Source organism: Cellulomonas sp. A375-1 (assembly GCF_001040865.1).
Lineage (GTDB): Bacteria > Actinomycetota > Actinomycetes > Actinomycetales > Cellulomonadaceae > Cellulomonas > Cellulomonas gelida.
The window spans coordinates 1-22,214 of the sequence record NZ_LFKW01000013.1; the positions used below are offsets into that span (position 1 = coordinate 1).

The 22,214-nt window shown below is 74.3% G+C and carries 21 protein-coding genes and 1 pseudogene; 9 read left to right on the forward strand and 13 right to left on the reverse strand.

Going from position 1 to position 22,214, the window contains the following annotated elements; genetic code table 11:
• Together CWIS_RS18565 and CWIS_RS01420 are read left to right on the forward strand one after the other, a co-directional pair.
• Positions 1-877: pseudogene (locus tag CWIS_RS18565) on the forward strand (DEAD/DEAH box helicase); the annotation flags it as partial.
• Between the two features lie 48 nt (positions 878-925).
• Positions 926-1,681, forward strand: coding sequence for a DNA-formamidopyrimidine glycosylase family protein (locus CWIS_RS01420; RefSeq protein ID WP_048341449.1), 756 nt, complete (start codon positions 926-928; stop codon positions 1,679-1,681).
• Between the two features lie 198 nt (positions 1,682-1,879).
• Here the strand turns inward: CWIS_RS01420 and CWIS_RS01425 are convergent, their stop codons facing one another.
• The 3 genes from CWIS_RS01425 to pgsA all read right to left on the reverse strand — a co-directional run bounded on the left by CWIS_RS01425 (position 1,880) and on the right by pgsA (position 3,651).
• Positions 1,880-2,221, reverse strand: a complete 342-nt coding sequence (locus tag CWIS_RS01425; protein WP_048341450.1) for a helix-turn-helix domain-containing protein — start codon at positions 2,219-2,221, stop codon at positions 1,880-1,882.
• A 319-nt stretch (positions 2,222-2,540) separates the two neighbouring features.
• The gene (locus tag CWIS_RS01430; RefSeq protein WP_048341451.1) at positions 2,541-3,062 is read right to left on the reverse strand and encodes a CinA family protein; all 522 of its coding nucleotides are present in this window, start codon (positions 3,060-3,062) and stop codon (positions 2,541-2,543) included.
• Position 3,063: 1 nt separating this feature from the next.
• A complete protein-coding gene (pgsA, locus tag CWIS_RS01435) occupies positions 3,064-3,651 on the reverse strand; it encodes a CDP-diacylglycerol--glycerol-3-phosphate 3-phosphatidyltransferase (protein ID WP_048341452.1) in 588 nt (195 codons plus the stop codon).
• 134 nt (positions 3,652-3,785) lie between these two features.
• Between pgsA and CWIS_RS01440 the strand changes: the two genes are divergently transcribed.
• On the forward strand, positions 3,786-5,096 hold the full coding sequence (locus CWIS_RS01440) for a CapA family protein (protein WP_048341453.1): 1,311 nt from the start codon (positions 3,786-3,788) through the stop codon (positions 5,094-5,096).
• A gap of 9 nt (positions 5,097-5,105) precedes the next feature.
• On the opposite strand, the gene CWIS_RS01445 is transcribed toward CWIS_RS01440, so the two are convergent.
• Both CWIS_RS01445 and CWIS_RS01450 read right to left on the reverse strand, forming a co-directional pair.
• Positions 5,106-7,535 carry a bifunctional diguanylate cyclase/phosphodiesterase gene (locus CWIS_RS01445; RefSeq protein ID WP_229747442.1) on the reverse strand — a complete coding sequence of 810 codons (2,430 nt, stop codon included), beginning with the start codon at positions 7,533-7,535 and terminating at the stop codon, positions 5,106-5,108.
• Positions 7,532-10,213, reverse strand: a complete 2,682-nt coding sequence (locus tag CWIS_RS01450; RefSeq protein WP_048341454.1) for a DNA translocase FtsK — start codon at positions 10,211-10,213, stop codon at positions 7,532-7,534. The genes CWIS_RS01445 and CWIS_RS01450 overlap by 4 nt, the downstream gene beginning before the upstream one ends.
• A gap of 164 nt (positions 10,214-10,377) precedes the next feature.
• Here CWIS_RS01450 and CWIS_RS01455 point away from each other — a divergent pair, with 164 nt between their 5' ends.
• Positions 10,378-11,322, forward strand: a complete 945-nt coding sequence (locus CWIS_RS01455) for a DMT family transporter (RefSeq protein WP_048341455.1) — start codon at positions 10,378-10,380, stop codon at positions 11,320-11,322.
• A gap of 37 nt (positions 11,323-11,359) precedes the next feature.
• Here the strand turns inward: CWIS_RS01455 and CWIS_RS01460 are convergent, their stop codons facing one another.
• Positions 11,360-12,151, reverse strand: a complete 792-nt coding sequence (locus tag CWIS_RS01460) for an MBL fold metallo-hydrolase (protein ID WP_048341476.1) — start codon at positions 12,149-12,151, stop codon at positions 11,360-11,362.
• A gap of 70 nt (positions 12,152-12,221) precedes the next feature.
• Between CWIS_RS01460 and CWIS_RS01465 the strand changes: the two genes are divergently transcribed.
• Entirely contained in the window at positions 12,222-13,238 is a 1,017-nt protein-coding gene (locus CWIS_RS01465; RefSeq protein ID WP_048341456.1) for a GlxA family transcriptional regulator, read from the forward strand.
• Here CWIS_RS01465 and CWIS_RS01470 read toward each other — a convergent pair.
• From CWIS_RS01470 to CWIS_RS01485, 4 genes are all read right to left on the reverse strand, one after another.
• Positions 13,213-14,898: a ribonuclease J gene (locus CWIS_RS01470; RefSeq protein ID WP_048341457.1), complete on the reverse strand. Its 1,686-nt coding sequence runs from the start codon at positions 14,896-14,898 to the stop codon at positions 13,213-13,215. The two genes, CWIS_RS01465 and CWIS_RS01470, sit on opposite strands and share 26 nt — an antisense overlap.
• Before the next feature lie 115 nt (positions 14,899-15,013).
• Positions 15,014-15,931, reverse strand: coding sequence for a 4-hydroxy-tetrahydrodipicolinate synthase (dapA, locus tag CWIS_RS01475; RefSeq protein ID WP_048341477.1), 918 nt, complete (start codon positions 15,929-15,931; stop codon positions 15,014-15,016).
• 88 nt (positions 15,932-16,019) lie between these two features.
• Positions 16,020-16,553: a dihydrofolate reductase gene (locus CWIS_RS01480; protein ID WP_048341458.1), complete on the reverse strand. Its 534-nt coding sequence runs from the start codon at positions 16,551-16,553 to the stop codon at positions 16,020-16,022.
• On the reverse strand, positions 16,550-17,398 hold the full coding sequence (locus CWIS_RS01485; RefSeq protein ID WP_048341459.1) for a thymidylate synthase: 849 nt from the start codon (positions 17,396-17,398) through the stop codon (positions 16,550-16,552). The genes CWIS_RS01480 and CWIS_RS01485 overlap by 4 nt, the downstream gene beginning before the upstream one ends.
• 67 nt (positions 17,399-17,465) lie before the next feature.
• Between CWIS_RS01485 and CWIS_RS01490 the strand changes: the two genes are divergently transcribed.
• The 4 genes from CWIS_RS01490 (at position 17,466) to CWIS_RS01505 (ending at position 19,833) form a co-directional block, all read left to right on the forward strand.
• Entirely contained in the window at positions 17,466-18,215 is a 750-nt protein-coding gene (locus CWIS_RS01490; RefSeq protein WP_231583628.1) for an AzlC family ABC transporter permease, read from the forward strand.
• Positions 18,212-18,532 (forward strand): AzlD domain-containing protein, encoded by a 321-nt coding sequence (locus CWIS_RS01495; RefSeq protein ID WP_048341461.1) that lies wholly within the window; start codon positions 18,212-18,214, stop codon positions 18,530-18,532. The genes CWIS_RS01490 and CWIS_RS01495 overlap by 4 nt, the downstream gene beginning before the upstream one ends.
• A 108-nt stretch (positions 18,533-18,640) precedes the next feature.
• A complete protein-coding gene (locus tag CWIS_RS01500; protein WP_048341462.1) occupies positions 18,641-19,282 on the forward strand; it encodes a TIGR00645 family protein in 642 nt (213 codons plus the stop codon).
• Complete coding sequence (locus tag CWIS_RS01505) at positions 19,279-19,833, forward strand: GNAT family N-acetyltransferase (protein WP_048341463.1); 555 nt, start codon at positions 19,279-19,281, stop codon at positions 19,831-19,833. Before CWIS_RS01500 ends, CWIS_RS01505 begins: the two co-directional genes overlap by 4 nt.
• 66 nt (positions 19,834-19,899) lie before the next feature.
• On the opposite strand, the gene CWIS_RS01510 is transcribed toward CWIS_RS01505, so the two are convergent.
• Genes CWIS_RS01510 through CWIS_RS01520 form a run of 3 tightly spaced genes read right to left on the reverse strand, consistent with a single transcriptional unit; the run spans position 19,900 to position 22,054 of the window.
• Entirely contained in the window at positions 19,900-20,364 is a 465-nt protein-coding gene (locus CWIS_RS01510) for a hypothetical protein (protein WP_048341464.1), read from the reverse strand.
• A 3-nt stretch (positions 20,365-20,367) separates the two neighbouring features.
• On the reverse strand, positions 20,368-21,123 hold the full coding sequence (gene dapB, locus CWIS_RS01515; protein ID WP_082156132.1) for a 4-hydroxy-tetrahydrodipicolinate reductase: 756 nt from the start codon (positions 21,121-21,123) through the stop codon (positions 20,368-20,370).
• Positions 21,124-21,166: 43 nt separating this feature from the next.
• Positions 21,167-22,054: a hypothetical protein gene (locus CWIS_RS01520; RefSeq protein WP_048341465.1), complete on the reverse strand. Its 888-nt coding sequence runs from the start codon at positions 22,052-22,054 to the stop codon at positions 21,167-21,169.
• Positions 22,055-22,214: the final 160 nt, after the last annotated feature.

Consider the following 22,214-nt stretch of genomic DNA (forward strand, 5'->3'; position numbering starts at 1 on the left):
CGGGAGCGGGCTGGGGACAGGCCGGCCGGCCCACGGCTCGAGCATCGGGAGCGCCGCCGGCCGCTGGTCGCTCCTGCCCCCGCGCGAGCCCGACCCCACGCTGCGCGCGCACGCCCTGGCGGCCCAGCTCCTCGACCGGCACGGCGTGCTCACGCGCGCGGTCGCCCCGCTCGAGGGCATCGGCGGCCGGTTCGGGGACGTGTACCGCGTGCTCGGCGCGCTCGAGCAGGGCGGCCAGGTGCGCCGCGGGTACTTCGTCGAGCGGCTCGGCGGGTCGCAGTTCGCGCTGCCGGGCGCGGTCGACCAGCTCCGTGCGGACGCCGCGACGGTGCAGGCCGCGCGGGACCGCGCGGTCGAGCTGCGCGACGAGCCGGCGACCGTCCCCGCGCGAGGGTCCGCAGACGTGTGGACCACCGGCCGCGGAGGTCCGACGACCGGTGGCGGGAGCGACGACTCCGCGCGCCGCTCCGGATCGGGGTCGCACCCGGTGGTCGTCGTCCTGGCCGCGACGGACCCGGCCAACCCGTACGGCGGGTCGCTCGCGTGGCCCGAGCGGCCCACCGGTGGCGACGGGACGGGGCACCGCCCCGGGCGCAAGGCCGGCTCGCTCGTCGTGCTCGTCGACGGCGCGCTCGCGCTGTACCTCGAGCGCGGCGGGCGCACCGCGCTGTCGTTCGCGGACGACGAGGAGACCCTCGCCGCGGCGACGCGCGGCCTCGCCGCCGTCGTGGCTCGCACGGGCCGGCTCACGATCTCCCGCATCGACGGCGCGACGGTGCTCGCCGACGGCGCCGTGCACTCGCCGCTCGGGCAGGCACTGGTCGCCGCGGGCTTCGCGACCACGCCGCGCGGGCTCCGTCTCGGCACCGACCGATGACGCGCCGATCCCGGCGGCACGGCGCACGCCCCGCGCAGGCGGTGCCCGGTGCCTGAGGGCGACATCCTGCGGCGCACCGCGACCAGGCTCGACGAGGCGCTCGCGGGGCAGGTCCTCGAGCGCGCAGAGCTGCGCTGGCCCACCGCGGCCGGCGTGGACCTCACCGGCCGCACCGTGCTCGGCACGCGCTCCTACGGCAAGCACCTGCTCACGCGGTTCGACGACGGTCGCACGCTGCACACCCACCTGCGCATGGACGGCGAGTGGCGGCTGGCGCGCACCGGGACACCCGCGGCACGCGGCCGCGCCCCGGAGCTCCGAGCGGTGCTCGCGACGTCCCGCTGGACGGCGCTCGGCCGGCTGCTCGGCATGCTCGACGTGCTGCCGACGCGCGACGAGCCCCGCCTGCTCGCGCACCTCGGCCCCGACCTGCTCGCCGACGAGCTCGCGCTCGACGAGATCCTCGAGCGGTGGCGTTCGGCCGCAGACGTCCCGGCCGCCGAGGTGCTGCTCGACCAACGGGTCGCCGCGGGCATCGGGACGATCTACTGCGCCGAGTCGTTGTTCGCGCTACGCCTGTGGCCGTGGACCCCGGCGCGCGAGGTCCCCGACCCGCGCCGGCTGTACCTCACGGCGCGGCAACAGCTGCAGCGTGCCGTGCTCACGGGGTTCCCACCCGGGCGGGTGCACGGGCGGCTGAGGCAGCCGTGCCCCCGGTGCGGCACGCCGATCACGGTCGGCCAGGCGCGCCAACCCCCGATGCAGCGGCCAGTGTTCTACTGCCCGTCCTGCCAGCGACCCTGAGGTCGGCGATCGGCCGCCGCCGCAGGCGCTCGTGGGCCACCCGGCAGTCCTCACATGGTCGCGGACACCACGAGCCGCAGACAGCAACGAGCCGCAGACAGCACGAGCCCCGGACGGCGATCCGTCCGGGGCTCGTGGTGAAGTCCGCCCAGCGCGTGCGCTGGAGTGTCTGTCGAGCAGTGGGCCGACGAGCAGTCGTCAGCCGATCGGCGCGAGCTCCGAGCGCGTCCGCGCCCAGCCACCCTCGCCGGTGCATCCCATCGACGCTGCCAGGTCCGCGGGGACCGTGTCCGGGATGAGCAGCCCTTCGGCGACCGCGACCCGGTCGCTCACCTCGCGCAGCACGAGCGACATCGGCACGTCGAGCGCGGCGCAGATGCTCTGCAGCAGCTCCGACGACGCCTCCTTCTGCCCTCGCTCGACCTCGCTCAGGTACCCGAGCGAGACCCGTGCCGCCGACGAGACCTCACGAAGGGTCCGGCCCTGGCGCTGACGCGCGTCCCGCAGCACATCGCCGATCTCACGACGCAGTACGACCATCGGGGCTCCCCCTCTCGTCTCGTCCGTCCGGCCGACGGTCCTGCCGTCGAGCCGGAGTGTCGAGCCAGTCGGCACGTCCCGTGCCGGCTGGCGTGTCGCCTCGCGTGTCGCCGTCCTGTCCGCCGACACCTTGCCACCGTACCGTGCGCCACTCACACGCGCGGTCGCGCGGCGGGCAGGAGGTCGAGTGTTCATCACGCTCGCTCCAACGTCCGAGCACGTCGCCGTGTTCCCGCGTCCCGTCGGCCGCTCCCTCGCGCTCGCGAGGATTCACCCTCGCGGACGGCGCACCGGTCCCGGCCGGCCCGCACCGCGGCAGTCACGACGAGGCCCGGCGCCGCCCACCCGGCGCGACAGCCTCGACCAGGAGCCGCAGCGCGGCCTCGACCGTCTGTGCGCGCACCGCTGCTCGGTCGCCCGCGAGCAGCAGCGAGACGACCCGCCGGCCGAAGGGTGTCACCACCGCCACGTGCACCGTCCCCGGCGGCTTGCCGTCCTGGCCCTCGGGTCCGGCCACCCCCGTGGTCGCGAGACCCACGTCCGCGCCGAGCCGCTCGCGCACGCCGTCGGCCATCTGCAGCGCGACGTCCGGGTCGACCGGACCGCGCTGGGTCAGCAGGTCGTCGTCGACGCCGAGGAGGCGGGCCTTGAGGTCGGTCGCGTAGGCCACGACCGCGCCGCGGTGGACCAGCGAGGCACCGGGGACGTCGACGAGGCGCGCGCTGAGCAGCCCGCCGGTCAGGGACTCGGCGACCGCGAGCGTCCACCCACGATCCCGCAGCGCCTCAAGAGCCACCGCGGCCGCGCTCGTCGTCGGGCCGGGCGTTCCAGAGCCGGGCACGCTAGATCCCGGGCGGGACGGTCGCGGTCCGACGGATACGGGCTGCGGTGCGTACGTAGTCGAGGCCGGTCACGACCGTCACCACGAGCGCCGCGGCCATGACCACGCCCGCGAGCACCTCGAACGCGCCGGGCATCGCGAACAGCGGCAGCACGTAGAGCCCGATCGCGAACGACTGCAGCACGGTCTTGAGCTTGCCCCCTCGGGACGCGGGCAGGACGAAGTAGCGGAGCAGGAAGAAGCGCATGACCGTGATCCCGAGCTCGCGCACGAGGATCACGACCGTGATCCACCACGGCAGCTCGTCCAGCGCGGAGAGCAGGACGAGCGCCGTGCCGATCAGCAGCTTGTCGGCGATCGGGTCGAGGAGCTTGCCGAAGTCGGTGACCTGGTTCGTCCGGCGCGCGTACCAGCCGTCGATGCGGTCCGTGACCGCGGCGACCCCGAAGATGCCGGCGGCGAGCAGCCGGTAGCCGACGCTCTCGCCGCCTTCGGCGAGCAGCGCCCAACCGAAGACCGGCACGAGGAGAACCCGCGCGACCGTCAACACGTTCGCGAGGTTCCACGACGGCTGGGGTGCGGCGCTCACCCCGACAGCCTAGGTCGTGGAGCGCCACGGGCCCGTCACCTGGGCGACCTACCCGCGCGTCGTCCGTGCGCCGCCCGGGTGGCGCACGCGGGGCGCATTCCCGCTGAGCGAGGCGGGACGGCTAGGGTCCGCGTGTGACCCGCCACGCCCGCTCGTCCCGGCGCCCACCCGTCATGGCGTCGCTCCTCACGCTCGCGCTCGTCGTCGCGGTCGCCGGGGGCGCCGCCGCCGCGCTGCGCCCGTGGGAGCAGCGCGCCGACGAGCCGACGCAGCCGCAGGCCACCGCGACCGAGACGAGCGCGAGCCCGACCCCGTCGCCGACACCCTCGCCGACGCCCGACCCGGACGCCGAGTTCACGATCGTCGCGACGGGTGACGTCCTCCCCCACCTCCCGGTCATCTCGTCGGCCACCACGGGCGGGACGGTCGACTTCGGCCCCCTCCTGGCGCCCCTGGACCCGTGGGTGCAGGGCGCCGACCTCGCGCTGTGCCACCTCGAGGTGCCCGTCGCGCCGGCCGGCAGCAAGCCGAGCGGGTACCCGATCTTCGGGGCGCCCGCGCAGGTGGTCGCCGGTCTCGCCCAGCAGGGCTGGGACGGCTGCTCCACCGCGTCGAACCACTCCGTCGACCGCGGGTTCGCGGGCGTCTCCGCGACGCTGGACGCGCTCGACGAGGCCGGGCTCGGTCACGTCGGGACCGCTCGCACGCAGACCGAGGCGGCCCAGCCGCAGCTCTACACGCTCGAACGTGCGGGGCAGTCGATCACCGTCGCGCAGATCGCCGCGACCTACGGCACCAACGGCATGCCCGTCGACGCGGACAAGCCGTGGTCGGTCGCGCTCATCGACGTGCCCGCGATGGTCGCCGAGGCCAAGGCAGCGCGCCAGGCCGGCGCCGACCTCGTCGTCGCGAGCGTGCACTGCTGCGTCGAGTACCAGACGGAGCCCACCGCAGAGCAGGTCGAGGTCGCGCAGGAGATCGCCGCCTCGGGCGAGTTCGACCTGTACATCGGCCACCACGCGCACGTGCCGCAGCCGGTCGTGCGGCTCGAGGGCGGCCCCGACGGCACGGGGATGTGGGTCGCGTACGGGCTCGGCAACTTCCTGTCCAACCAGGACGGCGCGTGCTGCACGGCCAAGACCGACTCGGGCCTGCTGCTCACCGCGCACGTGAGCAGTCCCGGCGGCTTCGACGCCGAAGGACGAGCCGCGGGGCCCGCGCGGGTGACCGGTGTCGAGTGGACGGCGATCACGGTCGACCGCAAGAGCGGGCACAAGGTGCACGCGCTCGCCGACATCGCAGGCGGCACGTCGACGCTCTCCGCGAGCGAGGTCACGGCACGGCTCGCGCGCGTGACCGAGGCCGCCGGCTCGCAGGCGCCGCAGCGCACGAGCCCGCTCACGCCGACGGGTGACGCTCCGACGGTCGTGCCCCGCGCCAGCTGACCCTCGGGGTCAGTGCGGCGGTCGCGGCAGGGGCCCGGCGGTGGTCCCGTGCGAGGGCGGGCGGCCCCCGGGCGGGACGGGCGCGGGGCCCGACGACATCCCGGGCATCGACGGGCCCGACGGCGTGGGGAGGTCGGCCGCGACGGGTGCCGAGCGCGTCGCGTCACGCACGAACGCGGGCGCCACCGGGCTCGGTGCCGCGGACTCCGCGGGCGGCGGAGCCGGCTGCGCACCCCCGTACAACCAGCCCTGCCCGTACCGCCAGCCGTTGCGGTGCAGGTACTCGGCCTGCTCGGCGTGCTCGATGCCCTCGGCGATCGTCACCATCGCGAGCTCGCGGGCGAGCGCACCGAGCGCCCTCACGACCTTGCCCGCCGTGGGGTCGTCGGGGATGCCGGACGTGAACGACATGTCGAGCTTGACACCCGCGACCGGCAGGTCGCGCAGGTAGGACAGCGGTGAGACGCCCGTGCCGAAGTCGTCGAGCAGGATCGGCACGCCCGCGGCGGACAGCTGCGTGAGCTCGTGACGGATGCGCGTGCCCGACGCGACGAGCGAGGACTCGGTGAGCTCGACGACGATCCGGCCCGCCATGAGCCGGTGCCGGGAGATCTCCGACAGCAGCGTCGTCGCGAACTCCCCGTCCCCGAGCTGGTCGGCCGAGACGTTGACCGACACCCAGGTGGTGCGGTCGGGCGACGACGCGACGAACTCCGCGACCTTGGTCGCGACCAGCTGCCCGAGCGGCACCGCGAGGCCCGCCTCCTGCGCGAGCGAGAGGAACGCCGCCGGCAGCAGGAGCCCGCGGTACGGGTGCTGCCAGCGCACGAGGGCCTCGTAGCCGACGACGCGGCCGTCGGCGAGGTCGACGATCGGCTGGTAGTGCACGACGAGCTCGTCGGCGTCGAGCGCCTCGGTCAGCTCGCGTAGCAGGTCCGAGCCCGACGAACGGGCCATCGAGTGGTCGTACACCTCGGTGCGCCCGCGTCCACCCGCCTTGGCCTTGTAGAGCGCGGAGTCGGCCGCGGCCAGCAGGCCCGGCGCACCGCCCTGCACGGTCTCGGGGTCGGCCAGGGCGATCCCGATGCTCGCGGCCACCGCGAGGCGCCGGCGCGCGACGCGGACGGGCTCGGCCAGGCCGGCGTGGATCGCGCCCGCGACCTCGAACACCGCCCGGGGACCGTCGACGTCCTGCACGACGACGACGAACTCGTCGCCACCGAGCCGCGCGACGGTGCCGCGCCGGGCGGTCGCTGCCCGCAGCACGCCCGCGACGTGCACGAGCACCTCGTCACCGGCCGCGTGGCCGTACCGGTCGTTGATCTCCTTGAACCCGTCGAGGTCGCACGCGAGCACCGCGACCCGGTCCACGACGCCGGGCTGCTCGAGGACCGACTGCAGCACCTCCTGCAGCAGCGTGCGGTTCGCCAGGCCGGTCAGCGGGTCGTGCATCGCGCGGTGCGTGAGCATCTCGGCCTGCAGCCGCGACTCGGTCGAGTCGCGCACCTGCACGACGAAGTGGTCGGGCTCGCCCGTGGGGCTGCGCACGAGCGCGGCGTCGAGCACGACCCACACGAGGTGGTCGTCGGCCCGCTGGTAGCGCTTCTCGATCGAGAACCGGTGCTGGCCGCCACCCAGCAGCCGGTCGACCTCCAGCCGCTCGCTCGCGCGCGAGTCCGGCGTGCCGAGCGCCTCCATCGGGTAGCCGCGCAGCGCCTCGACCGTGGTCCCGAGCAGCTCGGCGAGCGCCGCGTTGGCCTCGACGATGTGCCAGTCCAGGTCGACGAGCGCCATGCCGATCGGCGCGTTCTCCATCGCGACGCGGAACTGCGTCTCGGACCGGGACAGCGCGGCCTCGACCTGGCGCGACCCCGTGACGTCGACGAGCGTCGTGAGCACGGCCGGCGCGTCACCGTCGGCGGCCGCGACGAGCTGGCTCGCGACCTGCACCATGCGCGCCTGGGTCCCCATCGGCCCCGGCAGCGCGACCCCCACGAGCTGCGAGTCGACCGTGTAGCCTGCCCGGCCCGTGCGGTAGCCGAGCACCGCGGCGGGGTTCATGGACAGCCCCTGCTCGTTGACGAGCACCACGGGCAGGTCGGTCAGGTGCCGGCCCACCACCGCGTCGCTCTCGAGCCCGAGGATCGCCGCGGCTCGCTCGGAGATGTCCAGCACCGTGCCGGACAGCGAGACGACGAGCACGCCCTCCTTCGTCACTGCCTGCAGGGCGTCGTACCGGTGCCGCAGCTCGCGCGACAGGTCGAGCAGGCCGTTGGCCCGGTGCACCTCGCGACGCTGGCGGGCGAGCAGCACCAGGACCCACACGAGCGCGACGACCGCGATCGCGGCGATCACGAGCAGGCCCACGCCCACGGTGTCGGTCGTGCCGGAGACGAGCGACGCGACCGACGCGTCGTGCGGCGCGCGCCCGGCGCTCACCGAGCGCCGCCGGGCCAGTCCTGGCCCTCGTCCTCGAGATCGTCGTGGTAGTCGGTCGCGACGGGGATCCCCTCGTCGCCGGGCAGCGCCTCGGGAGCCCCGCGCAGCATCGCGAGCGTGGCCGGCAGGTCGTCGGCCTGCACCAGCACCTCCCGGGCCTTCGAGCCCTCCGACGGCCCGACGATCTCGCGCGACTCGAGCAGGTCCATGAGGCGCCCGGCCTTGGCGAAGCCGACGCGCAGCTTGCGCTGCAGCATCGACGTCGAGCCGAACTGCGTCGTCACGACGAGCTCGGCGGCCTGCAGCAGCAGGTCCAGGTCGTCGCCGATGTCCTCGTCGACCTGCTTCTTGGGCGCGGCCTGGGTGACGTCCTGCCGGTACGACGGCTTGAGCTGGGTCTTGACGTGCGCGACGACCGCGTGGATCTCGGACTCCGCGACCCACGCGCCCTGCGTACGCATCGGCTTGGCCGCACCCATCGGCAGGAAGAGCGCGTCACCCTGACCGATCAGCTTCTCGGCACCCGGCTGGTCGAGGACGACGCGCGAGTCGGTCAGCGAGGACGTCGCGAACGCCAGGCGGGACGGCACGTTCGCCTTGATCAAGCCGGTCACGACGTCGACGGACGGGCGCTGGGTCGCGAGCACCAGGTGGATCCCGGCCGCGCGCGCGAGCTGCGTGATGCGCTGGATCGACGCCTCGACGTCGCGCGGCGCGACCATCATGAGGTCGGCGAGCTCGTCGACGATCACCAGCAGGTACGGGTACGTCGCGATCTTGCGCTCGGAGCCGGGCAGCGGCTTGACCTTGCCCGCCCGCACCGCGGCGTTGAAGTCGTCGATGTGCTTGAACCCGAACGCTGCGAGGTCGTCGTAGCGCGCCTCCATCTCCCGCACGACCCACTCGAGGGCCTCCGCGGCCTTCTTCGGGTTCGTGATGATCGGGGTGATGAGGTGCGGGATGCCCTCGTAGATCGTCAGCTCGACGCGCTTGGGGTCGACGAGCACCATGCGCACCTCGTCGGGCGTCGCACGCATGAGGATCGAGACGATCATCGAGTTGACGAAGCTCGACTTGCCGGCGCCGGTGGCGCCCGCGACGAGCAGGTGCGGCATCTTGGCGAGGTTCGCGGTCACGTACCCGCCCTCGACGTCCTTGCCGACGCCGATGACCATCGGGTGGTCGGAGCGCTTCGCGGCGGCCGAGCGCAGCACGTCGCCGAGGGCGACCGTCTCGCGGTCCGTGTTGGGGATCTCGATGCCGATCGCCGACTTGCCGGGGATCGGCGACAGGATCCGCACGTCCGCGGAGGCCACCGCGTAGGCGATGTTCTTGGACAGCGCGGTGACGCGCTCGACCTTGACGGCCTGGCCCAGCTCGACCTCGTACCGGGTCACGGTCGGGCCGCGCGTGAAGCCCGTGACCTTCGCGTCGATCTCGAACTGCTCCAGGACGCTGGTGAGCGACTCGACGACGCGGTCGTTCGCCGCCGAGCGCACCTTGTGCGGAGCGCCCTTCACGAGCGACTCCTCCGACGGCAGCGTGTAGAGCACGTCGCCGTCGAGCATCGGCTGCTCGCCGCGCGGCACCCCCGTGGTCACGGGCGGGGCCAGCGGGGCCTTGGTGCGGCTGGGGACGGCGGCTGCCGCCTCGGCGTCGACGGCGGCCGTCGGCTCGGTCGGGGGTGCGGGGTCGAACGCCTGCGTCTCGTCGTCGTGCTCGGCCCCGGGCACCACGACCGCGGCGCGCACGAACGCCTCGTCCGCCTCGTAGGCGTCGAGAGCGGCCTGCTCGGCCTCGGCCTGCGCCTCCGCCCGACGGCGGGCGAGCCTCCCCCGGCGCCTGCCGGGCCGAGCCTCGGGCTCCTCGACGGCGGAGTGGAGGGCGTTGATGACGAGCGGCTCGTCGTCGGCCTCGTCACCCGTCGCCTCGTCGTGCTGACCCGTGAGCCGCCGGTACAGCGCACGCAGGCGCGGGACGACCTGGTGCACGGGCGTGGCCGTGACGACCAGCACCCCGAAGAACGCCAGCAGGAAGAGCAGCACGACGGTCACCGGGGTCGTCACGAGCGTCACCAGCGGCGTCCCGACGATGAGCCCGAGCATCCCGCCGGCGCCACGGACGGCGTCCATGTCGTCGGTGCCGGGAGCGTCGGCGAAGACGTGCACGAGCGCGCACACCGCAAGCAGGATCGCCGCGAAGCCGATGCCGATGCGACCGTTCGCCTGGCCGCGGTCCGGGTGCCGCATGAGCCTGACGGACGTCGCGAGCAGCAGGATCGGCACGACGACGCCGACGACGCCGAACGTGCCCGCGACGATGTTGTGGACCACGCCGCCGGCCGTGCCGGACAGCGACCACCACTCGCGCGCCGCGACGATCACGGCGATCCCGAGCAGGGTGAACGCGAGCCCGTCCCGCCGGTGCGAGGGGTCGAGGTCACGCGCGTCGCGACCGACCCGCCGCGCGGCGCCACCGACGAGGTGGGCGCTGCCCATCCAGATGCCCCGGACGATCCGCACCGGGAGCGCGGGCCGGCGCGGGGCCGCGGGCGCGGCGGTGCGGCTCGCCGGACGCGATCCCCCCTGCCGCGCGGGCTGCTTCTTGCCGGAGGACGTGCCGGCGGACCGTGCAGCGGGCGCGCCGGAGCGCGACCGGGGAGTCGTACGGGTCGCCATGGTCCTCACGGTAGCGTCGCGGCCCGCCGCAGCGCCGCTGCCCGCGCCGTGTCGTCCGGCGGTTCGCGAGCTTCGCCCGCACGTCGGGCCCGTGCGCCGCCCGCTCCTGTCGGTGGTCGGTCCTACGGTGTGCCCGTGCACACACTCGCGACCGGGCCGCTGACATGACGCGCCGCGGCTGGGCCCTGCTCCTGGCGATGGGCGTGATCTGGGGCGTGCCCTACCTGCTCATCAAGGTGGCCGTCGAGCAGGTCACGCCGGCGACGGTCGTGCTCGCCCGCACGTCGATCGGCGCGCTCCTGCTGCTGCCGTTCGCGCTGCGGCGCGGCGGGCTGCGCGCGTTGCGCGGGCACTGGCCGGCGATCGGAGCGTTCGCGGTGCTCGAGCTCGTGATCCCGTGGATCCTGCTGTCGAACGCCGAGCGCACGCTGTCCAGCTCGACGACCGGGCTGCTCGTGGCGACCGTGCCCATCGCGGCCGTGGTGATCGGCCGCTTCGTCGACGGCCAGGCCGTGGCGCTCGTGCGGTGGGCGGGCCTGCTGGTCGCGCTCGGCGGCGTGGCGCTCCTGCTCGGTCCCGGCGCGGCCGCGGGAGACCCGTGGGCGGTCGTGCAGGTGCTCGTCGCGGCGCTCGGGTACGCGATCGCGCCGATCGTCGCGGAACGGCATCTGCGAGGGGTCCCGGCGATCCCGATGACGACGGCCTGCCTCGTGATCGCCGCGCTCGTCTACCTGCCGGTCGTGCTCCTCGAGGCGCCGCACGAGCGACCGGGCACTGACGCCGTGCTCGCCCTCGTCGCGCTCGGCGTGGTCAGCACCGCGCTGGCGTTCGTGCTCTTCTTCCGGCTCATCGCCGAGGTCGGCGGCGCGCGCTCCACGCTCGTCGCCTACCTCAACCCCGTGGTCGCGGTCGCGCTCGGGGCGCTCGTGCTCGACGAGCCGCTCACCCTGGCGGTCGTCGCCGCAGCCGCTCTCATCCTCGCCGGGTCGGCCGCCGCGTCGCGCCGATCGCACGGCGTGCCCGAGCCCGAGCCTGCGGGCGTCGCCGACGCCGCGACGGCGCTCACGGTCGAGCCCGCGCCCACCGGGAGCCGCGGCGACGCGACCTGACGAGGACCCGGGCGGGCCTCGACCCGGCGCGACGAGGTCACAGCGTCAACGGGATGCCTCGCTCCGGCACGACGAGACGGTCGAGTCGTCCCCCGCGCTCGAGCCGCTCCTCGAGAACCGCGAGCGGTTCGACGAAGTGTGCCCAGTCGGTGTGGTGCACAGGGACGACGCGCGCAGGTGCTAGCAGGTCGATCGCGGCGCTGGCCCGCAGTGCGTCGAGCGTGAGCGGCTCCGCCCCGAACCGGCCGACGTTCGCGGCACCCACGAAGAGCACGGCCAACGCGATGTCCGGGAACCGGCGCACGACCTGGTCGACCACGTCGAGCGAGGCGTTGTCACCCGAGACGTAGACCGTCGGCCAGGCCTCGGCCTCGAGGACGAAGCCGACCACGGAGCCGCTGAGCGCCTCGCTGCCCTCGGGGCCGTGCCGCGCGGGCACCGCCGTCACACGCACGCCGCCGTCGAGATCGACGTGGTCCCAGGGGTCGAGCCCACGCACCTCAGGCACCCGAGTCGCAGCGGCGGTCGTGGACAGGACGGTCGGGACTGCGGCCAGGAGTGCGCGACCGGCCGCGTCGAGGTTGTCGGCATGCTGGTCGTGCGACAGCAGGACGACGTCGACGGGTCCGAGCGCGTCGACGGGCACCGCCGGTCCGACGAGCTTGCGCAGCGTGACGGGTCCGGCGTACTCGGCGGGGGCCTCGTCGAACGTCGGGTCGGTGAGGAACGCCGTGCCGGCGTAGACGAGGTGGAGCGTCGGACCGCCGACCCACGTCGCGACGACGTCGTGCGGCGTGGCGGAGTCGTGCTGTGCTGGCGTCTGGGTCATCACTCCATGCTCGATGGACTCACCTCACGCGGCCAGTGGCCCGCGAGTCGATGATCGCTAGGATCAGGCCATGCCCGCGACCCGGCAGGACGCCGCCGAGCACACTCGGCCCCGTGCCACGACGCACCGGGTCGCCGTCGTCGCCTTCGCAGGGATCAGCCCGTTCCACCTCGCGGTCCCGAGCGCCGTCCTGGCCTCGGGGGGCGGCGTCGCTCCCCACACCGGGTACGAGGTCGCGGTGTGCGCCGAGCGCCCCGGCCGGGTGCCGACGTCAGCCGGGTACGACATCGTCGTCGACCACGGCCTCGAGCTCCTCACCGAGGCACGCACTGTGGTCCTGCCGAGCTGGGACACGCGCCGGGATCCGCCGCCGGCGCTCGTCGAAGCGGTCCGGGCAGCGCACGGCCGCGGCGCGCGCGTGGTCGGGCTGTGCCTCGGCGCGTACGTGGTCGCCGCCAGCGGCATCGCCGACGGCCGCACTCTCGCGACCCACTGGCACGCCGCTGACGACCTCGCGAGGCGCTACCCCGCGGTGCGGGTGCGCTCGGACATCCTGTGGTCCGACCTGGGCGATGTCGTGACGTCCGCCGGGGTCGCGGCCGCCCTCGACACGTGCCTGCACGTCGTGCGCACCGATCTCGGTGTCACGATGGCCGACAGCGTCGCGCGCGCGCTCGTGCTCGCGCCGCACCGTGACGGCGCCCAGACGCAGTTCATCCCTGCCCCGGTGTCTCGCCGACCGGGCGCGGACCCGGTCGACAGGGCCATCGAGTGGGCGCTCGACCACCTCGACGATCCGCTCGACCTCGACACGTGGGCCGAGCAGGTGCATCTCGCACGACGCACGTTCACCCGCAGGTTCCGGGACCGGACCGGGATCAGCCCCGGCCGGTGGCTCGTGCAGCAGCGCCTGGCACGTGCGCGCGTGCTGCTCGAGACCACCGACCTTAGCGTCGACGAGGTCGCCCGCAGGTCCGGGTTCGGGTCGGCGGCGACGCTTCGTGTGCACTTCACCGAGCACCTGCGCACGACGCCGCGTCGCCACCGCGAGACGTTCTCCGTCAGGCCTCGACCACCACGGGGATGATCATCGGCCGGCGCCGCAGCCGGCCCGAGACCCACCGGCCGACCACGCGCCGGATCACCTGCTGCAGCTGGTGCGTGTCGGTCGCGCCCTGCGCGACGGCCTCCTCGAGCGCCCGCGTGACCTCGGGGAGGATGTCCTCGAACACGTCGTCCTGCTCGGCGAAGCCGCGCGCGTGGATCTGCGGCCCGGCCAGGACCTTGCCGTCGGCCGACGAGACGACCGCGAAGATCGACACGAACCCCTCGTCGCCGAGGATGCGCCGGTCCTTGAGCTCGGCCTCGGTGATGCCCCCGACGCTCGACCCGTCGACGTACACGTACCCGCAGGGCACCGCGCCGACGACCGACGCGCGCCCGTCGACCAGGTCGATGACCACGCCGTCCTCCGCGAGGACCACGCGGTCGGCCGGGACACCGGTCTGCACCGCGAGCGCCGCGTTGGCCACGAGGTGACGGACCTCGCCGTGCACCGGCATGACGTTGCGCGGGCGCAGGATGTTGTAGCAGTACAGGAGCTCGCCGGCCGACGCGTGGCCCGAGACGTGCACCTTGGCGTTGCCGGAGTGCACGACGCGTGCCCCGAGCCGCGTGAGGCCGTTGATCACGCGGTAGACGGCGTTCTCGTTCCCCGGGATGAGGGACGAGGCCAGGATCACCGTGTCGCCGGCGCCGACCGAGACCTTGTGGTCGTTGTTCGCCATGCGTGACAGCGCGGCCATCGGCTCACCCTGCGAGCCCGTGCACATGAGCACGACCTCGTCGTCCGGCAGGTCGCCCACCGCCTTGAGGTCGATCAGCACGCCGTCCGGCACCTTGAGGTAGCCGAGGTCGGCGGCGATCGCCATGTTCCGCACCATCGACCGCCCGACGAGTGCGACGCGACGGCCGTGCGCGGCGGCGGCGTCGAGGACCTGCTGCACGCGGTGCACGTGCGAGGCGAACGACGCCACGATGATGCGCTTCGCCGAGTCGGCGAACACACCGTCGAGCACCGGCCCGATGCCGCGCTCAGGCGCGACGAAGCCGGGGACCTCGGCGTTGGTCGAGTCGACCATGAACAGGTCGACGCCCTTCTCACCGAGCCGCGCGAACGCGCGCAGGTCGGTGATGCGCCCGTCGAGCGGGAGCTGGTCCATCTTGAAGTCGCCCGTGTGGAGCACTGTCCCGGCGGGCGTCGTCACGGCGACCGCGAGCGCGTCCGGGATCGAGTGGTTCACGGCGACGAACTCGCACTCGAACTGGCCGAACCGCTCGACCTGGCCCTCGCGCACCGGGCGGGTGCGCGGCGTGATGCGGTGCTCCTTGAGCTTCGCCTCGACGAACGCGAGCGTGAGCTGCGAGCCGACGAGCGGGATGTCGGCCCGCAGCCGCAGCAGGTACGGCACGGCGCCGATGTGGTCCTCGTGGCCGTGCGTGAGGACGATTGCCTCGATGTCGTCGAGCCGGTCCCGGATGTAGTCGAAGTCCGGCAGGATCAGGTCGACGCCGGGCTGGTGGTCCTCGGGGAACAGCACGCCGCAGTCGATGACGAGCAGACGGCCGGCGAACTCGAGCACGGCCATGTTGCGGCCGACCTCACCGAGGCCGCCCAGTGCGACGACGCGCAGGGCGCCCTCGGGCAGCGGCGGCGGGGTGTCGAGCTCGGGATGGGGGTGGCTCAAGGGCTCTCCCTGCAACGGGCGGGCCGGGCTTGCGGCGCGGACCCGCGACGGTCCCGGACCTGGTCCGGGTGATGACGTGTGTGGTGGTGCGTGCGGCCCGGGGGTCGCGTGGGCGTCAGGTGAGCGCGGCGTCGAGCAGGCCCGCAGCGCGCAGCGCGGCCCGGATGCCGTCGACCTCCTCGTCGGACGCGGCGACGTACGGCAGGCGCACGGGGCGCCGCGGGATGAACCCCAGCACCTCGAGCGCCGCCTTGACGTGGACGGCCTGGAACCCGGCGCCGTTGACGGCGTCGGTCACGGGCAGGGTCGCGGCGTAGGCGCGCTGCATGCCCGTGACGTCGCCCCGGTCCCAGGCGGACAGCACGTCGACGAACATGCGGCTCGCGGCCTGCGTGACGACGCCGACGATGCCCGCGGCGCCCACCGCGAGGAACTGCGCGATCAGGCCGTCGTCGCCCGAGTACCAGGCGAGGTCGGTGCGCGCGATCCCCCGTGCCGCGTTGACGGTGTCACCCGTGGCGTCCTTGAAGGCGACCACGCGCTCGTCGGCCGCGAGGGTGTCGATCGTCGCGTCGGCGAGGCGGACCCCGGCGCGACCCGGGACGTCGTAGAGCATCGCGGGCAGGTCCGCCGCGTCGAGCACCGCGCGCACGTGCGCGACGACGCCCGGCTGCGAGGGCCGCGAGTAGTACGGGCTGACGACGAGGAGCCCGTGCGCACCGGCCTCGGCGGCCTGCTCGGCCATGCGGACCGCGTGCAGCGTGTCGTTGGACCCCGCGCCGGCGACGACGTACGCGCGGTCACCGACCGCCTCGACCACCGCCGCGATGAGCTCGGCCTTCTCGGGGGCGTGCGTGGTGGGGGCCTCACCGGTCGTGCCGTTGAGGACCAGGCCGTCGTGGCCCGCGTCGACGAGCCGGCGGGCGAGCCGCACCGCGGCGTCGAGGTCGACCTCGCCGTCGGCCGTGAACGGGGTGACCATCGCGGAGAGCAAGGCCCCGAACGGTCGCGTGCTCGACGTCACCTGCGGCATGGCGCCCACCGTACCGCTCCCCGACCACGCGGACCGCCCAGGATCCACGTCCCGGGCACGTCGCGCACGACGACCGGGCGCCCCGGCGTCAGCGGCGTCGGTAGGTCTCGAAGCGGTAGCGCACGCCCGACGACGACGTGTGCCACGCGCCCGCCGGGTCCGCGGACTCGAGCCGCCACTCCTGCGGGTCCAGGCGCGGCGCGTGGGTGTCGCCGGCGACGGTGGCGTCGATCTTCGTGAGCTCGACGCGGTCGGCGCGCGGCAGCGCGAGTGCGTACACGGCCCCGCCGCCGACGACCCACACCTGCTCGCCGCCGGGCACGGCCGAGGCCACCTCCCACGCGGCCTCGAGGTCGCCGCACACCGTGGCGCCGTCGAGCGCCAGGCCGTGCTGGCGCGAGAGCACGACGTTGGTCCGCCCGGGCAGCGGCCGCCACCGCGGTGGCAGCGAGTCCCACGTCGCGCGTCCCATCACGACGGGATGCCCACCGGTGAGTGCCCGGAACCTCGCGAGATCCTCAGGCACGTGCCAGGGCATGGCCCCGTCCGCGCCGATCACCCCCGTCGCGCTCTGCGCCCACACGAGCGCCACCTCGGGCGCTCGACGCTCCCCCGTCGTCATACGGCGATCGGCGCCTTGATCGTCGGGTGGTGCTGGTAGCCGACCACCTCGACGTCCTCGAACGTGTAGTCGAAGATCGACGGCGCGTGGCGCAGCTGCAGCGTGGGCGCGGGGTACGGCGCGCGCGCGAGCTGCTCACGCACCTGCTCGACGTGGTTGTCGTAGATGTGGCAGTCGCCGCCCGTCCACACGAAGTCGCCCACCTCGAGGCCGGCCTGCTGGGCGACCATGTGGGTGAGCAGCGCGTACGACGCGATGTTGAACGGCACGCCGAGGAACAGGTCCGCGGAGCGCTGGTAGAGCTGGCACGACAGCCGGCCGTCGGCGACGTAGAACTGGAACAGCGCGTGGCACGGCATGAGCGCCATCTGCGGCAGCTCGGCGACGTTCCACGCCGAGACGACGTGGCGCCGTGAGTCCGGGTTCGTGCGCAGGTTCTCCACGAGCTGCGCGATCTGGTCGACGTGACCGCCGTCGGGCGTCGGCCAGGACCGCCACTGCACGCCGTACACCGGGCCGAGCTCACCGTTCTCGTCGGCCCACTCGTCCCAGATCTTCACGCCGTGCTCCTGCAGCCAGCGCACGTTCGAGTCGCCGCGCAGGAACCACAGCAGCTCGTACACCACTGAGCGCAGGTGCACGCGCTTGGTCGTCACGAGGGGGAAGCCCGCGGACAGGTCGAACCGCATCTGGTGCCCGAACACCGAGCGCGTCCCGGTGCCGGTGCGGTCGGACTTCGGCGTGCCGGTCTCGAGCACGAGCCGCAGGAGGTCCTCGTACGGCGTGGCGATCGGCGTCGGGGACGGCGTGGTGGGTCCGGACGGCTCGTAGGACGGCAGCGTCATGCGCGTCATCGTACGTTCGGGCCCGGCGGAACGGGACCAGGCGTCCGCGTGTGCGACAGTGACCGACGTGAGCAGGCAGGACGCGCAGCACGACGAGGTCCGCGCAGCCGTCCGTCAGGCGGTGTCGGTCGCCGTGGCGACCGGCCTGTACGGCGTCTCGTTCGGTGCCCTGTCCGTCGTCGCCGGGCTCTCGCTGGGCCAGACCATGGCCCTGTCGCTGCTGATGTTCTCGGGCGGCTCGCAGTTCGCGTTCATCGGCGTGGTCGGTGCGGGCGGCACCGCGACTGCCGCGGTCGCGACCGCAGGCCTGCTCGGCGTGCGCAACGGGCTGTACGGACCGCAGGTCGCCCCGCTCCTGGGCGTGCACGGGCCACGACGCCTGCTCGCCGCCCAGCTCACGATCGACGAGTCCACGGCGGTGGGGACCGCGCACCGCCCCGGCCCGGCGGCGCGCGCGGGGTTCTGGTGGACAGGCGTCGGCGTGTTCGTGCTGTGGAACCTGTGCACGCTCGGGGGCGCGCTGCTCGGCGACGCGCTGGGCGACCCGCGCCGGTACGGCCTCGACGCCGCAGCGGCGGCCGCCTTCCTCGCGCTCGTCTGGCCGCGCTTCTCGGGTCCGCACGGGCGGCTCGCGCGGCTCGTCGGCGCCGCTGCGGTGCTGGCGGCGCTCGCGACCACGCCGTTCCTGCCCGCCGGAGTCCCCGTGCTGCTCGCGGCGGCGATCGCGATCGTCGTCGGCATGACGGCACCTGCGGACCGCGACGCACCCGACGACGACGAGCGGGCGCACGCGCCCGAGGAAGAAGGTCGTGCGTGAGCCCCACCGCCACCTGGATCGCCGTGCTCGTGGGCGCGGGCGTCGTGTTCGCGATCAAGCTCGTCGGGCACCTCGTGCCCGAGCACTGGCTCGCCGAGCCGCGCGTCGCGCGCACTGCCGCGCTCGTCACCGTCGCGCTGCTCTCGGCGCTCGTGGCGGTGCAGGCGGTGGCGCATGGTCGCGAGCTCGTCCTCGACGCCCGGCTGCCGGCCCTCGCGGTCGCTGCGGTCGCGCTCGCGCTGCGCGCGCCGTTCGTCGTCGTGGTGATCCTGGCCGCTGCGACCGCCGCGCTGCTGCGCGCGCTCGGCATGCCCTGAGTGACGCGCAGATCACAGGCGGTGGGCGGGCACCAGGGACGTAGGTCGTGCGTTGTACCCTCGCCCGACGACGAGGCCGCGCCGCGGCCACCGCAACCCGGAGGACCGATGGCCGAGGCCACCATCACGACCACCACGGCATCCGTGCGCCGATCCCCGATCGGCACGCTCATCTTCATGTCCCGCTGGCTGCAGGTGCCGCTGTACCTGGGTCTGATCGTCGCGCAGGCGTTCTACGTCTGGCAGTTCATGAAGTCGCTCTGGTACCTCGGGGTCGGCCTCTTCACCGGGCACACGACGAGCCACGGCGAGACCGTCGAGTTCGACGAGGGCACGATGATCATCGCGGTCCTCGGGCTCGTGGACGTCGTGATGATCGCGAACCTGCTGATCATGGTGATCATCGGTGGCTACGAGACGTTCGTCTCGCGCATCCGCCTCGACGACCACCCCGACCAGCCCGAGTGGCTCTCGCACGTCAACGCGAACGTCCTCAAGACGAAGCTCGCGATGTCGATCATCGGCATCTCGTCGATCCACCTGCTCGCGAGCTTCATCGAGGCGGGCGACACGATCGCGCACGACGGCGGGGCGACCGCGCTCATGTGGCAGACGCTCATCCACCTCGCGTTCATCGTCTCGGCGATGGCGCTGGCGTGGATCGACAAGGTCTCGACCAAGCACCCCCCGAAGCCCAAGCCCGCGCCGGTCACGGACGCACCGGTGCCCGTCGGAGCGGGCGCACTGTGACCCTGTTCCGCGAGACCTCGGACGTCTCGGTCCGGCCCGCGGTCCCGGGCGACGAGACCGCGATCGTCGCGATCCAGGTCGAGGCGTGGCGGCGCTCGCACGGCGAGCTGCTCGGCGGGGCGATCGACGCGCTCGACCACGACGCGATGCGCGGCCAGTGGGCCGCAGCCGTTGCTGCTCCCCCTGCCGGGCACCGCGTGCTCGTCGCGTGCGCGGGCGCCACGGTCGTCGGCTTCGCGTCGATCGCGCCCGTCCCGGCGACCGACCCGACGTCCGCTCCCGGCGGTCTCCTGCTCGCGCTCGAGGTCGACCCCGCGCACCAGCAGGGCGGGCACGGCTCGCGCCTCCTGGCGGCCGCCGTGGACCTGCTGCGCGAGGACGGCGCCGACCAGCTCCTGACGTGGGTCCTCGACGGCGACACGGCGCGCGCGCAGTTCCTGTCGGGTGCGGGGCTCGGTCCGGACGACACCGTGCGCGAGCTCGCCTCGGGCACGTTGCCCGACGGCACCACTCGCACGGTCCGCGAGCACCGCTGGTGGGCGACGATCTGACGTCGGCTCGGCGCGGGCGGTGGACGTCGCTGCCCCGCCGCGGAGAGGTCAGCTGCGGCCCTCCGGTCAGCGGCGGTAGAGCGTGCGGGCGTGCCGCAGGGACTCGCGCGCGCGCCTGCGGTCGCCTGCGGCGTCGTACGCGAACGCGAGGTGGTACCACGAGCGCCAGTCGTCGGGCTCGGCCTCGCAGCGCTCGCGCACGTCGTCGAACGCCGCCCGGGCCGCGCCGCGGTCGACCCGACCGCCGGGTGAGCGCGGCAGGTCGTCCACGGGCAGCTCGTCGGCCTCCGCGAGCGTGTCCGCCATGCGTTGCACGTCGATCGCGAGCGCCCACTCGCGGGCCAGGAACCAGATCGCCACGACGGGCAGCACCCACAGCGCGACGCCCAGCGCGATCGCCACGGGCTCACCCGTGCGGACCAGCGCGGTCGCGCGCGCCGCGACGAGCACCACGTAGAGCGCGAGCAGCGCCGTGAGCGCGACCGCCGCACCGATCGCGACAGCCGAAGAGCGGGGACGTCGTCGCGCCATCGCTCAGGCCAGGTCGAGCAGGTGCTCGAGGCCGACGGTCAGGCCGGGTCGCGACCCGACCTGGCGCACCGCGAGCAGGACGCCGGGCATGAAGCTCACACGGTCGAACGAGTCGTGCCGGATCGTGAGCTGCTCGCCGGGGTTGCCGAGCAGGACCTCCTCGTGCGCGGTGAGGCCGCGCAGGCGCACGGCGTGCACGCGCACGTCGTCCACGAGCGCCCCGCGCGCACCGTCGAGCGACTGCTCGGTCGCGTCCGGGCTCGCCTCGACCCCGGCGGCGCGACGCGCACGCGCGACGGCGTGCGCGGTGTGCAGCGCGGTGCCCGACGGCGCGTCGACCTTGTCCGGGTGGTGCAGCTCGACGATCTCGACCGACTCGAACCAGCGCGCGGCGCGTGCGGCGAACGCCATGGTCAGCACCGCACCCAGGGCGAAGTTCGGCGCGATCAGCACGCCGACGTCGGGGCGGTCCGCGAGGTGGTCGCGCACGCGGGCCCGCGCGGCGTCGTCCCAGCCGGTCGTGCCGACGACCGCGTGCACCCCCGCGTCGACGAGCGCGTGCACGTTGCCCTCGGTCACCGACGGGACGGTGAAGTCGACCGCCACCTGCGCGCCGGCGGCGGCCACCTTCGCCAGGTCATCGCTCGCGTCGAGCGCCGCGACGAGCTCCAGGTCGGGCGCGGACTCGACCGCGCGCACCGTCGTCGACCCCATGCGTCCCGCCGCGCCCAGCACGGCCACCCTGATCCGTTCGCTCACGATCCGTAACCCTAGCCGCGCGCGGCACCGGCCTCGTGCGCGGCTACGCGATCCCGACGAGCTCGGCGACCCGCTCCTCGACACGCCGCAGCTCGACCGGGCTGAGCCCCGTGAACCGTTCGACCTCGCGCGGCGCGACCGCCGACTGCGCGTACCAGCGCAACGCGGCGACCACGTCGGTGGGCGCGACCGGGCCGGGACCGACGGCCTCGCGGACGAAGCCCGTGAACCGCACCGCCGCGAGGTAGGTCGCGGGCGGTACACCCAGGTAGCGAACCGACCACCGGTGCAGGTCGCTCACGGTCACCTCGTGCGCGCGGGCCAGGTCGGCGGCCGCGACCAGGCCACGCTCGGCGTCGACCTGGCTGACGACCTCGGCGAACGTCGCCCGGTGCTCGTCGTCCTCGTCCGACCCCGGCCGCTCGTCGGACGACTCCTGCGCGCGCCGCACGACCGCCGCGACCACGAGCCGCGCCGCCTCGTCGTCCTCGCCCGCGGTCAGCGCCGCCCGCGCCGCCTCGACGACCGCTTCCCCGAGCAGGTCCTGCGGCGGCGCAGCACGGTCGACGAGGAGGTCCGCGGCCCGCCCCGCCGCAACGCGGGCCTGCGGGGCAGCGACGAACAGTCGCGAGAGCGCCATCGGGTGCAGCTGGACGCCCAGCCTGACTGCCCCGGCCGGGAGCTCGCGCACCGCCGCGCGCGTGAGCAGCCCGCGGACGTCGTCGCCCTCGGCACGCCGCGCCCCGGTCAGGGCGTCGGTGAGGCGACCGGGCGCGCCGAGCGCGAGCTGGACCAGGCCCCGGCCGTCCGGCAGGAGCAGCTCGCGCACCGCACCGGCGTCGCGCAGCACCCACGCGTGCTCGACGAGACCCGGCACGGCCAGCGCGAGCCGGCGGTAGGCGCGGTCGGAGAACGCCGACGAGTTGCTCACCAGGCCATCATCGCCCTCGCGGGCCCGACGACGGCGCTGATGCGCGCGACCGACAACCGGGTGAAATAGCCCAGACCGTGACATCGGCACCCCCGGTGGCGTCCGTACCGCCTGTCGCCCGTCCTCCTCCTTGTCGCACGAGACGGCCCGCCGTGCGCGC

Bases quoted from the DNA above. Each gene is read 5' to 3' on its own strand.
- CWIS_RS01450 (WP_048341454.1), bottom strand. From the start codon at position 10,213: ATGGCGACCCGTACGACTCCCCGGTCGCGCTCCGGCGCGCCCGCTGCA.
- dapA (WP_048341477.1), bottom strand. From the start codon at position 15,931: ATGCCGCAGGTGACGTCGAGCACGCGACCGTTCGGGGCCTTGCTCTCC.
- CWIS_RS01480 (WP_048341458.1), bottom strand. From the start codon at position 16,553: ATGACGACGGGGGAGCGTCGAGCGCCCGAGGTGGCGCTCGTGTGGGCG.
- CWIS_RS01485 (WP_048341459.1), bottom strand. From the start codon at position 17,398: ATGACGCTGCCGTCCTACGAGCCGTCCGGACCCACCACGCCGTCCCCG.
- CWIS_RS01510 (WP_048341464.1), bottom strand. From the start codon at position 20,364: ATGGCGCGACGACGTCCCCGCTCTTCGGCTGTCGCGATCGGTGCGGCG.
- CWIS_RS01465 (WP_048341456.1), top strand. From the start codon at position 12,222: ATGCCCGCGACCCGGCAGGACGCCGCCGAGCACACTCGGCCCCGTGCC.
- CWIS_RS01500 (WP_048341462.1), top strand. From the start codon at position 18,641: ATGGCCGAGGCCACCATCACGACCACCACGGCATCCGTGCGCCGATCC.
- CWIS_RS01425 (WP_048341450.1), bottom strand. From the start codon at position 2,221: ATGGTCGTACTGCGTCGTGAGATCGGCGATGTGCTGCGGGACGCGCGT.
- CWIS_RS01460 (WP_048341476.1), bottom strand. From the start codon at position 12,151: ATGACCCAGACGCCAGCACAGCACGACTCCGCCACGCCGCACGACGTC.
- CWIS_RS01455 (WP_048341455.1), top strand. From the start codon at position 10,378: ATGACGCGCCGCGGCTGGGCCCTGCTCCTGGCGATGGGCGTGATCTGG.